The sequence below is a fragment of the Aurantiacibacter sp. KMU-128 genome (genome assembly GCF_056933515.1).
This window is the reverse complement of the sequence record NZ_JBXORT010000001.1, coordinates 1266899-1279030: the sequence shown is the minus strand read 5'-3', so window position 1 is coordinate 1279030 and position 12132 is coordinate 1266899. Positions and strand designations below refer to the sequence as shown.

The following is a 12132-nucleotide window of genomic DNA, read 5'->3' as shown; positions in this document are numbered from 1 at the left end:
GGAATCCAGCTTTTCGAGCGTAATGGCTTGCCGCTCTGGATCCCCGCCTGCGCGGGGATGACGATGGAGGCAAAAGACCAGTAATGCAGATTTTCGCCTTCTATATGTTTGCCGCATTGGTGATCGCCTCAGGCGCACTCACCATCCTTGCGCGCAACCCGGTGCATTCGGTGCTGTGGCTCATCCTCGCCTTCTTCAACGCCGCGGGGCTGATGGTGCTGGTGGGTGCGGAGTTTCTCGCGATGCTGCTGATCGTGGTCTACGTGGGCGCAGTCGCGGTGCTGTTCCTGTTCGTCGTGATGATGCTCAATATCGACTTCGCCGAACTGCGCGCCGGCTTTATGAAGAACGCGCCGCTGGGTGTGCTGATCGCGGTTGTGCTGCTGGCCGAACTGGTGCTGGGCGTAGGCGCGTATCAGGCGGGCAAGCTGGAACTCGGCACGCCGCTGGGTGATGCGGCGCCGATTGCGGGTGCGAGCAATACCGAAAGCCTCGGCGCGCTCATCTACGGCAAATATCTCTTCCTGTTCGAAGTCGCGGGCGTAATCCTGCTGGTGGCGATGATCGGCGCGATTGTGCTGACCCATCGCGGTCAACGCTCGACCCGTGGCCACCAGAACATCGCCAAACAAAACGCGCGCCGCCCGCAGGATGCGACCGTCAATGTGAAGCCCGAAGTGGGGCAGGGGGTCGAACTATGATCCTTCGACAGGCTCAGGATGAGCGGATAAGCGGAGCTTCGCGCCCATGATTGGTATCGAACACTATGTTGTCGTGAGCTCGATCCTGTTCGTGCTCGGCGTGTTGGGGATTTTCCTCAACCGCAAGAACATCATCGTCATTCTGATGGCGATCGAGCTGATCCTGCTTGCGGTGAACATCAATCTCGTCGCCTTCAGCGCGCATCTGGGTGATCTGGCGGGGCAGGTCTTCGCCATGTTCGTGCTGACCGTTGCGGCGGGCGAGGCGGCCATCGGGCTCGCCATTCTGGTCATTTATTTCCGTTCGCGCGGCACGATTGCCGTGGACGATGTCAATCAGATGAAGGGTTAGTAGGGACGTGAACTCCATCCTGATCATCGTCTTCGCGCCCTTGCTGGCAGCGATCATTGCCGGGCTGGGCAACCGTGCCATCGGCAATGTGGCGGCCAAGACTATCACCACAGGCGCTTTGTTCCTCGCCTGCGGCCTCAGCTGGCCGATCTTTATCGGCTTCCTCTCGGGCACCGAGACGGCGAGCGTCGTGCCGGTGATGAAGTGGGTCGAAAGCGGCGCGATGTCCTTCGACTGGGCGCTGCGCGTCGACACGCTCACCGCAATAATGCTGGTGGTCATCACCACCGTTTCCGCGCTCGTCCACCTGTATAGCTGGGGCTATATGGAGGAAGACCCGGATCAGCCGCGCTTCTTCGCTTACCTGTCGCTCTTCACCTTCGCCATGCTGATGTTGGTGACCGCGGACAACCTTGTGCAGATGTTCTTCGGTTGGGAAGGCGTGGGCCTCGCCAGCTATCTGCTGATTGGTTTCTGGTACAAGAAGCCCTCCGCCAATGCCGCTGCGATCAAGGCTTTCGTGGTAAACCGCGTGGGCGATCTGGGCTTTATGCTGGGCATTTTCGGCACCTTCCTGGTGTTCCAGACGACGAGCATTCCCGCGATCCTCGAAGCGGCCCCCGCCATGGAAGGCGCGAGCAGCATCGGCTTTATGGGAATGCGGCTCGATACGATGACGATCCTGTGCCTGCTGCTGTTCATCGGCGCTATGGGCAAGTCGGCGCAGCTTGGCCTGCACACTTGGCTGCCTGACGCGATGGAAGGCCCGACGCCGGTCTCCGCGCTGATCCACGCGGCGACCATGGTGACTGCGGGCGTGTTCATGGTCTGCCGCCTCTCGCCGATGTTCGAAGCTGCGCCCGTGGCGCTGGCTTTCGTGACGATTATCGGTGCCGCCACCTGCTTGTTTGCCGCGACGGTCGGCACGACACAGTGGGACATCAAGCGGGTGATCGCCTATTCGACGTGCTCGCAGCTCGGCTATATGTTCTTCGCTGCCGGTGTCGGCGCATACGGCGCGGCGATGTTCCACCTGTTCACGCACGCCTTCTTCAAGGCGCTGCTGTTCCTTGGTGCCGGCTCGGTGATCCACGCCATGCATCACGAACAGGATATGCGCTATTACGGCGGCCTGCGTAAGCACATCCCGCTCACCTTCTGGGCGATGATGATGGGCACGCTGGCGATAACAGGGGTGGGTATCTACGATCTGCATCTCGGCTTTGCAGGCTTTTGGTCGAAAGACGCGATCCTCGAAGTGTCCTACGCCGCAGGAGGCCACGGCACGGGCGCGTTCTGGGTCGGGGTGTTCGCCGCTCTGCTGACCAGCTTCTACAGCTGGCGTCTGATGTTCCTCACTTTCTGGGGCAAGCCGCGCTGGATCGAGAGCGAGCATATACAGCATAGCGTCCCTAAAACGCCTGAAGATGCCGGGGTAGACACCACCGGTGGCTATCATCCGCATGAAAGCCCGCTTTCCATGCTGATACCGCTCGGCGTTCTCAGCATTGGCGCGATTGCGGCGGGGCAGGTTTTTGCCGGTAATTTCCTCGATAGTGCCGAATTCTGGGACGGTTCGATCGCCTATAATGCCGCTCTGATGCACGCGATGCACGAAGTGCCGTGGTGGGTGAAGAACACCGCGCTGCTCGTCATGTTGCTGGGCCTTTTCGGCGCTTGGCTCGCCTATATCCGCAACACGGACATTCCGCGCAAAACGACCGAGCAACTCGGCGCGATCTACAACTTCGTTTACAACAAGTGGTATTTCGACGAGCTCTACAATCTCCTCTTCGTGAAGCCTGCCTTCTGGCTCGGCCGCGTGCTGTGGAAGCGCGGGGACGAGGGGACTATCAACCGCTTCGGCCCTGACGGTGCCGCATGGGTGGTGTCGCAAGGCAGTATCTATGCGAAGAAATTCCAGTCCGGCCAAATGACGAGTTACGCCCTGATCATGCTTATCGGCCTTGTCGCCGCCATCACCTGGGTGCTGTTCTGATGGGCGGCTTCCCGATCCTTTCCGCGATGCTCGCCGTCCCGCTGGTCGGCGCGATCATCTGCCTGTTCGTCGGCGCGAACACTGCGCGCTGGACGGCGCTGGTGGCGACGCTGGTGAATCTCGCACTCGGCGTGCTGTTGTGGCTGAATTACGACATTGGCGGCGCGCAGTGGCAGTTCCAGGAATACCACAACCTGTTCGATACCTTTGCCTATGCGCTGGGGATCGACGGGATTGCGCTGATGCTCATCATGCTGAGCGTCTTCCTCATGCCGATCTGCATCGGTGCGAGCTGGAACGCGATTACCAAGCGCGTGGGCGAGTACATGAGCGCCTTCCTGTTCATGGAAGTGCTGATGATCGGCGTGTTTGCGGCGCAGGATATCTTCCTGTTCTACATCTTCTTCGAAGCTGGCCTGATCCCGATGTATCTCATCATCGGCGTTTGGGGCGGGGATAACCGCATCTACGCAAGCTATAAATTCTTCCTCTACACGCTGCTCGGATCGGTGCTGATGCTGATCGCAATGCTGTGGATGGTGAACATGGCGGGCACAACGCACATTCCGTTCCTGATGGAGTATGACTTCGCGCCCGAAGCGCAGACATGGCTGTGGCTCGCCTTCTTCGCTAGCTTCGCGGTGAAGATGCCGATGTGGCCGGTGCACACCTGGCTGCCCGATGCACACGTGCAGGCGCCGACCGCCGGTTCGGTGATCCTAGCAGGCGTGCTGCTGAAGCTGGGCGGTTACGGTTTCATCCGGTTCAGCCTGCCAATGTTCCCCGACGCCTCCGCGCAATTCGTGTGGCTCGTGTGGGGACTCAGCATGGTCGCGGTGGTCGCCACCAGCCTGATCGCGCTGGTGCAGCACGATATGAAGAAGCTGATCGCCTATAGCTCGGTCGCACATATGGGGATCGTCACGGTCGGCCTGTTCGCGTTCAACGTGCAGGGGCTGGAAGGCGCGATGATGATTATGCTCGGCCACGGCCTCGTATCGGGCGCGCTGTTCCTCTGTGTGGGCGTGATTTACGACCGGCTGCATACCCGCGAGATTTCGCGTTACGGCGGTCTCAGCACCAATATGCCTGCCTATGCGACGCTGTTCCTGCTCTTCACCATGGCGAGCGTCGGCCTGCCGGGCACGAGCAATTTCGTCGGCGAATTCCTCGCGCTGGCGGGCATTTATCAGATCAATAGCTGGGTCGCCTTTGTCTGCACCACCGGCATCATTCTGGGCGCAGCCTATATGCTTTACCTCTATCGCCGCGTGTGTTTCGGTCCGCAGGTCAATGACGATGCGGCTGCGATGCCCGACCTGTCGAAGCGCGAATATCTGCTGCTCGCTCCGATTGCGGCGGCGGTGCTGTGGATGGGCGTGTATCCCGAGAGCTTCCTCGCGCCGATGCGGGCGGACATCCAGTGGCTCGATGAACGTCTCGCCGAGGCAGAGCCTGCCAGCGACGCGCAACTGGTGATCGGAGAGCCTGCTCCTGCTGCCGAGCCGGAGCATCACGCGGAGGGAGCGCACTGATGGACTTTGCCGCATCCTTCGCGCTGATCGCGCCCGAGCTCGTCCTCGGCATCACCGGCCTGCTATTGACGCTGGTCGCGGCCTATGGCGGTGACAAATTTGCCCGTTTCGCCAGCATCGCTGCTGCGGTTGCACTCGGCGGAGCCTTCGCGCTGGTCGCGCCGGTTGTGTGTGCCGGAGCCACCGGCATCGACACCGAAGCCTTTGGCGGCCTGTTCCGCGCAGACGCCTTCGCCGGTTTCGCCAAGCTGATGATCTTCGCCGCATCGGGTGCCACCCTGATGATCGCGCCGCGCTTCTTCGAGAAGATTGGCGCGATGAAGACCGAATTTCCGGTTCTGGTGCTCTTCGCCGCGCTCGGCATGAGCATCATGGTTTCGGCCAATGATTTGCTGACGCTGTATATGGGCCTCGAACTCAATTCGCTCGCCGCTTATGTGCTGGCGGCGATGCTGCGGAACGATGACCGTTCGGCGGAAGCTGGCCTTAAATATTTCGTCCTCGGCGCGCTCGCTTCGGGCATTCTGCTGTTCGGTATGAGCCTGACCTACGGCTTTGCCGGAACCACCAGCTTTGCCGGGATTACGGCGGCCGTATCGGGCGGACTGAGCACCGGAATGCTGTTCGGCCTGATCTTCATGCTGGCGGGCCTCGCCTTCAAAATCAGCGCCGCGCCGTTCCATATGTGGACACCCGACGTCTACACAGGCGCGCCCACGCCGGTGACGATGTTCTTCGCCAGCGCGCCCAAGGTCGCCGCCGTGGCGCTGCTCGCGCGGGTGAGCATGGAGGCGTTCGGGTCGCAGGTCGATGCGTGGCGGCAAGTGGTGATCGCGGCTGCACTGCTCTCGATTGTGATCGGTGCGCTGGGGGCCATCGGGCAGACCAATATCAAGCGCCTGCTCGCCTATTCCTCGATCAACAATGTCGGCTTTATCCTGATCGGCCTCGCGGCTGCCAATGCCAGCGGAGCGAGTGCGCTGCTGGTTTACCTCGCCATTTACACGGTGATGACGGTGGGCAGCTTTGTCGCCGTGCTGCTGATGCGCGATGCTGAGGGCAACCAGCTGGAAGGTATTTCCGACCTCGCAGGCCTCGCCACAACGCGCCCTGCGCTGGCCTGGGCGATGATGGCGCTGATGTTCAGCCTTGCCGGTATCCCGCCGCTGTTCGGCTTTTGGGGCAAGTTCGTGGTGTTCCAAGCGGCTGTCGAGGCCGACCTGCTGGCGCTTGCCGCCATCGGTATCGCCGCGAGCGTGATCGGTGCGTTCTACTACATCAAGATCGTCAAGATCATGTTCTTCGACGAGCCTGCCGATACGATCAAAGGCGAGGGCGATACCCCGCACTGGGCACTGCTGCTGATCTGCGGCGTGATCGTTTCGCCGTTGGGCTTTTTCCTGACCCCATGGCTGGGCAATCTGGCAGATATGGCAGCGGCTTCGTTCGGCTTGCCAGCGTAAGGCGGCAAGCTTGATAGAGTTCATTGAGGAAACCGGCAGCACCAACGCCGATCTCTCAGCGCGTCTGGCCAAGGGTGAGGATGTTCCCGAAGGCTACTGGCTCGTCGCCAATCGCCAGAATGCGGGCAAGGGAAGGCAGGGCCGCCGCTGGATTGACGGCGAGGGCAATTTCTTCGGCTCGACAGTGGTGAAATTGCGGGAAGGCGATCCCTCCGCGCCTTCGCTCAGCTTTGTTGCCGCCAATGCCGTGTTCGAGACTGTAGGACAGCTCCTCACAGCCGACAATCTGCTGCGCCTGAAATGGCCCAATGACGTGCTGCTTAACCGGTGCAAGGTCGCTGGCATTTTGCTGGAGCGGATCGGGGACAGTGTAATCGTGGGCATTGGCGTGAACCTCGCATCCGCACCCAAGCTGCCCGACCGCCCGACAATCAGCGTTCGCGAGGCGGGGGGCAGGGCAGATCGTGACAGCTTTGCCAAATCGCTCGCCGAACAATTTGCCATCCGCTTGGAAGCATGGCGCGACCTGAGCCTCGGCCCAAATATGGGTTTCCAGATGGAGCTTAACTACTTCCTGTGGAACTCGATGCATTCGCATGGCGCCAGAACCTCGGTCAATCTGGGTGATGGCGAGCAGGTTACCGGAGCCTTTGCTGGACTCGACGAGACCAATGGTGCCTTATGCCTGCGCCTCGACGATGGAACCGAGCGGATCATCCACGCGGGCGATGTAATTCTGGAGAATTGACGATGCTGCTCGCAGCCGATGTCGGAAACACCAATGTCGTCTTTGCCGTGTTTGACGGGACGGATATCCGCGCGCGCTGGCGGATCGCCACCGATCCCCGGCGCACGGGGGACGAATATGCCGTGTGGCTGCTGCAATTGCTCGCCATCGAAGGCATCGACCGCGCTGCAATCACGCAGATCATTTACGGATCGGTCGTCCCGCGGGCAGAGCACAACCTCACCGTGCTGGCGCAGAAATATTTTGGGGTGGAACCGCTCTTTGCCGGGCAGGGCGCGGCGGCATGGGATTTCGCAATCGATGTCGAGCAGCCGCACACGCTGGGCGCAGACCGGGCGCTCAACTGCATCGCGGCGCATAAGCTGGTGGGCGGCGACATGATCGTGGTCGACTTCGGCACCGCGACCAAGTTTGAAGCGGTCGACTTCAACGGTGCCTATAAGGGCGGTATCATTGCGCCGGGCATCAATCTCTCGCTCGACGCGCTGGTCGGTAACACCGCCAAGCTGCCGCGCATCGCCATCCGCGCGCCGGAAACTGCCAGCGTCATCGGACGCAATACCGAAGACCAGATGCTGATCGGCGTCTTCTGGGGCTATGTCGCCATGATGGAAGGGCTGATCGCGCGAATGAAGGCAGAAATCGGCCGACCGGTAAAGGTTGTAGCGACCGGCGGGCTCGCCATATTGTTCGACGAGAAGACCGACATATTCGACGTGATTGACGCCGATCTGACCATTCGCGGCCTGCAAATCCTTGCCGCCAGAGTCGCAAACGCCTCCGGAGCATAATGACAAACGACTTTACACCGCAGGACGAGTTGCTGTTTCTTGCCCTCGGCGGCTCGGGCGAGATTGGCATGAACGTCAACCTCTATGGCTGTCAGGGCAAGTGGCTGATGGTCGATCTGGGCATGAGCTTCGGGGCAAACGAATACCCCGGCACCGAACTGATGTTCGCCGACCCCGAATTCATCGAGGAGCGGGCGGATGATCTGCTCGGTATCGTGCTAACGCATGGCCATGAAGACCATATCGGCGCCATCCCGTACTTCGCCGCTGATCTGGGCGTGCCGCTTTACGCGACCCCGTTCACCGCCGAACTCATCCGCCGCAAGCTCGAAGAAGCGCAATTGCTCGATGCGGTAGAGTTGATCGAGATTGACGAGGATCACGGTAGCATTGTCCTCGGCGCATTCGAGATCACCTATCTGCCGCTCGCCCACTCGATTGCCGAGGGCAATGCGCTGCTGATCGAGACGCCCTATGGCCGCGTCTTCCACACCGGCGACTGGAAACTGGACGAAGAGCCGATCATTGGCGAGCCGACGACCGAGGAAGAGCTGACCGAAATCGGCGACGAAGGCGTGCTCGCGCTCGTCTGCGATTCCACGAATGTCTTCAATCCTGCCCCCTCCGGCAGCGAAGGCGCGGTGTATCGCGGGATGCTGGAGGAAGTGCGCAAGCATCGCGGCAAGCGGGTGCTAGTGACGACTTTTGCTTCCAATGTCGCGCGGCTGCAAACGCTGGGCATGGTGGCGCAGGAGACGGGGCGCAAACTGTGCGTCGCCGGGCGCTCGCTCGACCGGATCATCGCCGTGTCGCAGGCCAATGGCTATCTGCGTGATCTGCCCGAACCGGTCGATTTCGAGACCGCCATGGCGCTGCCACCCGGCGAAGTGCTGATCCTCGCCACTGGCGGGCAAGGCGAGCCGCGCGCGGCGCTAAGTCGCATCGCCGAGGATTCGCACCCGCTGGCGCTCGACAAAGGCGATGTCGTGCTGTTCTCCAGTCGCGTAATCCCCGGCAACGAACTCGCTATCGGGCGGGTGCAGAATATGCTCGCCGAGCGCGGCGTGGTGATGGTGACCGACCGGCAGAGCGAGATCCACGTGTCGGGCCATCCGGGCCGTCCTGAACTCGAAGCGCTGTATGGCTGGCTGCGCCCTGATATTCTCGTGCCCGTGCATGGCGAAATCCGGCATATGCAGGAGCAGACCCGCCTCGGTAAAGCGTGTGGCATTCCGCACAACCACTTCCAGAAGAACGGCGATATCGTGCGGCTTGCCCCCGGCGCGCCCACCACCATTGCGCGGGTGCCGACCGGCAGGCTCGTTCTCGATGGTGAGATCATTGTACCCGCCGATGGCGAGGCGGTGGCGATGCGCCGCAGGCTCGCACATTCGGGTGTTGTGATTGTCGTACTCGACGGACAGGGCGGGGTGACGATCGAAGGCCTGGGCCTGCCGCTCGACGAGGACTACGCCGCTTTCATCGCCGAGGCGCAGGCGGATGTGGTCGATGCGTTGATGAAGCTGCGCAAGGGCCGTCGTGACGAGCCAGAGGCGATCAAGGAAGCGGCGCGGCTTGCTGCGCGGCGGGCAGCCCAAAGGTGGTGTGGCAAAAAGCCGCAAACCCGTGTCATTGCGCCCGGTCCTTAGTTAGGAAGCAGCGCAATGCAGTGGACGTCGATCATCGCCATCTATGCCCTTATCTGGGTGATGTCGGCCTTTGTCCTCCTCCCCTTTGGCCTGAAAACGGCTGATGAAGCGGGCGAAGCAAAGGTGCCCGGTCAGGCAGACAGCGCGCCGGTGAATTTCCGCCCGTGGAAGGTGGTAAAGCGCGCGACCATCGCCGCCGCCATTCTGTGCGCGCTATTCGTTGCCAATTACGAGCAAGGCTGGGTGACGGTGGACGATATCAACATCTTCCCCGAACCCGAATCGTTCCGGGATCGCTAGTCGCGCAACCGCTCGATAGCCTGGGCGAGCGCGACATAGAGCTTGCCTGTATCGCTGGAGAGCAACGTCACCGCCAGCGCATTGCCATCGCGTGTGGCGAGCACTTCACGCAGCATCGCCTCGAAATCATGGATGAAGCGGTTCACCGTCTCGCGGAATTCGCTATCCTCCTCGTAAACCTCGGAGACAGCGCGCGACTCACCGCGGTCGAGCAGGCGGACGGCGCGACGCGTGAAGATGCCTCGGTCGCCCTTCAGGTAATTAGCCCACTGCGTGTCTGACACTTCGTTGTCGAACGCCTTGGCAATGTCGATGGCGGAAGAATTGAGCGATTCGGTAATCAGTGCGACGCGGCGGCTGAAATCGCTATCGACGCGCTCTTCCGCCCGTTCGCGGGCATAGGCGATCCGCTGTTCCAGATTGCCCGCCAATTCGTTGAGCAGCGCCAGCTGGTCGCGCAGTGCCTTGGTCGTCTGCTGACCGCGCGCTGCCGATTGCGATACGGCGGTTTCCAGTTCAGCCATCACCTCGGCAGCGTTGCCGCGAATGGCTTCGGCAATCTTCTCGCGGCTTTGGTCCGCTATCGTCTCGGCAATTTCTCCGACCACTTCGCCCTGTGACGTGCGCAACTGAAGCAGAGCGTTCTGAGATGCGTCGGACAGACTCGCGATGGCCGTTTGCAGCTCGTCGCGGGTGGCCTTCGCAAGTTCCTCTGCATTGGCCGTAACGCTGGCGATCCGGCTTTCCATCGTGGCCAATTGGTCGAGCGATGCGGTGCCGCTTCCCCGCACGTCTGCAATGTGCGCGACAAGACGTTCGCCGCCGGCCTCCGCATCGGCAATGAGCCCGCTAAGCCGCTCCGCCTCCGCTGCGAAACCGGCGAGCCGGGTCTCGGCAAGGCTCACTGCATTGCTAAGCGTGCCTTCCGAATGCTCGGCGCTGGCGCGGATAATTTCGAGCAGGCGGACACCATCATTGGTAAGCTGGGCGATGCGATTGCTATTGGTCTCCAACGCCTCGCGCGCATTGGCGAGCCGGGCGGCGAATTGCTCGGCAGCGCCGCCCAGTTGCGCATCCGCATCCTCGCCCGCCTGTCGCAATGCGGCGAGATCGGCTTCAACGCTAGACAGCCGGGACAGCAAGCCCTCGCTGCGTTCGGCAATGGCAGAAAGCGCGGCCTCGAAACCCGCGCGCCGTTCACCCAGCAAGGTATCGAACACAGCGAGCCGTTCATCGAGCTCGGCCAGCTCTTCCGCCTGCCGCGCAGCGCTTTCGTCGCGCCTGCGTTCCATCTGTGCATCGAAAGTGGCCAGGCGTTGCGCAATTTGCTGCTCTGCCCGCCCTGTTTCCTCGGAAAGGGCGGCAAGGCGCCGCTGCGCATTGTCCATCGCGGCCTGATCGACATCCGCAATGCGCGCAATCGCCTCTTGCACGCGCGTTTCGAGTGCTTCGATGGCCTCCCGCCATTCGGCCGCAGCGCTGTCTCGACCATCGGCCAGTGTCGCGATCAAGCCTGCGCCCTGATCGGACAGTTCGGCGAGGCGCGCCTGCAAATTGGCGAGGGCAGCCTCTTCGCTGGTGCGCTGTTCTTCCGCCCTTTGCGCCAGCAGTGTCTGCAATTCCTCTGCCCGTACGCGCAGTGATTCGAGCGCCGAATCCTCGGTTTCGATCATATCGGTTCGGAAGGATTCGCTAATCTCGCGCAACCTGCCGAAGCGCGCCTGCGTGGTCTCGCCCAGGGCGGTCACCTGCGCATCGAAAGCGGCAAGCGTGCTCGATACCCGTTCATTGATATTTGTAACGTGCCGCTCGCCCGCTTCGCCGAACTGGTTGAGCCGGTCGAAACCTGCGATCAGACTTTCCACCTGCGAATGGGCGACTTGGCCTGCATTGCCGATCTGGCTGCTGAGATCGCGTGCAGCGTTGCCAAGAACCGGGAGATTGGTGCGCAGGTTCTCCATATTCGCGACCGCCGTTTGGCTAACCGTGCCAATCGTTTCGACCTGCGCCGCATTGTCTTGCACCAGACTTTGCAGATACTCCGCGCTCTCATTCAACCGTTCGGCGGCGCTGCGCCCCAGCGATTCCAGATCGCGCGACTGCGCCGCGATGAAATTCCGGGCGATGCTGAGTTCGCGGTTCACATTGGTCAGCCGTTCCTCGAGCGCGCGCGATTCGTGCGACAGCAATCGCGCGGCATCGGTGAAGCGGTTCGCCTCACGCCGACTGTTGCGCTGGATCAGCATCCACACGGCCAAAATGAAGAGAGCAGGGATCGCCCAGCTGGAAATCCACTGCGCCCATTGCTGCGGGGTCGCTCCTGCGAGCATCTGTTGTTGGTTCGCCCATCCGAAAAAGCCTGTCCAACCCAGCAGCGCCACCACCGCAAGCATAGGCGTCACCCACGTCCAGCGTGGGCGTGCCGGAGGCTCGTCCTCCCAGAATTCCGCGCTTTCTTCGCGTTCGATAGAGCCCGCCGCCGCACCGTGATCCTCGCCCGCAGCGAAGCCTTCTTGCTGCCCGAAGGTTGGCGCAATCTCGTCAATCGACGGTTCGGAAGAAGTAAGGTTGCGGCGGCGTTTCATGATTTATGC

Annotated in this window: 10 protein-coding genes; 9 read left to right on the top strand and 1 reads right to left on the bottom strand. The window is 61.6% G+C overall.

Features of this window, described 5'->3' with window-relative positions; all coding sequences use genetic code 11:
• Positions 1-83 precede the first annotated feature (83 nt).
• Genes ACS0VV_RS06465 through ACS0VV_RS06425 form a run of 9 tightly spaced genes read left to right on the top strand, consistent with a single transcriptional unit; the run spans position 84 to position 9538 of the window.
• Entirely contained in the window at positions 84-701 is a 618-nt protein-coding gene (locus tag ACS0VV_RS06465) for an NADH-quinone oxidoreductase subunit J (RefSeq protein ID WP_483531905.1), read from the top strand.
• Positions 702-747: 46 nt separating this feature from the next.
• Complete coding sequence (gene nuoK, locus ACS0VV_RS06460; protein ID WP_483531904.1) at positions 748-1053, top strand: NADH-quinone oxidoreductase subunit NuoK; 306 nt, start codon at positions 748-750, stop codon at positions 1051-1053.
• Positions 1054-1060: 7 nt separating this feature from the next.
• A complete protein-coding gene (gene nuoL, locus ACS0VV_RS06455; protein ID WP_483531903.1) occupies positions 1061-3052 on the top strand; it encodes an NADH-quinone oxidoreductase subunit L in 1992 nt (663 codons plus the stop codon).
• On the top strand, positions 3052-4587 hold the full coding sequence (locus tag ACS0VV_RS06450) for an NADH-quinone oxidoreductase subunit M (RefSeq protein WP_483531902.1): 1536 nt from the start codon (positions 3052-3054) through the stop codon (positions 4585-4587). Before nuoL ends, ACS0VV_RS06450 begins: the two co-directional genes overlap by 1 nt.
• Entirely contained in the window at positions 4587-6050 is a 1464-nt protein-coding gene (gene nuoN, locus ACS0VV_RS06445; protein ID WP_483531901.1) for an NADH-quinone oxidoreductase subunit NuoN, read from the top strand. Before ACS0VV_RS06450 ends, nuoN begins: the two co-directional genes overlap by 1 nt.
• A gap of 10 nt (positions 6051-6060) precedes the next feature.
• Positions 6061-6798: a biotin--[acetyl-CoA-carboxylase] ligase gene (locus ACS0VV_RS06440; RefSeq protein ID WP_483531900.1), complete on the top strand. Its 738-nt coding sequence runs from the start codon at positions 6061-6063 to the stop codon at positions 6796-6798.
• A gap of 2 nt (positions 6799-6800) precedes the next feature.
• The gene (locus ACS0VV_RS06435; protein WP_483531899.1) at positions 6801-7589 is read left to right on the top strand and encodes a type III pantothenate kinase; all 789 of its coding nucleotides are present in this window, start codon (positions 6801-6803) and stop codon (positions 7587-7589) included.
• On the top strand, positions 7589-9238 hold the full coding sequence (locus ACS0VV_RS06430; RefSeq protein WP_483531898.1) for a ribonuclease J: 1650 nt from the start codon (positions 7589-7591) through the stop codon (positions 9236-9238). Before ACS0VV_RS06435 ends, ACS0VV_RS06430 begins: the two co-directional genes overlap by 1 nt.
• A gap of 15 nt (positions 9239-9253) precedes the next feature.
• Complete coding sequence (locus ACS0VV_RS06425) at positions 9254-9538, top strand: DUF1467 family protein (RefSeq protein ID WP_483531897.1); 285 nt, start codon at positions 9254-9256, stop codon at positions 9536-9538.
• Here the strand turns inward: ACS0VV_RS06425 and ACS0VV_RS06420 are convergent.
• Complete coding sequence (locus ACS0VV_RS06420; RefSeq protein ID WP_483531896.1) at positions 9535-12123, bottom strand: coiled-coil domain-containing protein; 2589 nt, start codon at positions 12121-12123, stop codon at positions 9535-9537. The genes ACS0VV_RS06425 and ACS0VV_RS06420 overlap by 4 nt on opposite strands.
• Positions 12124-12132: the final 9 nt, after the last annotated feature.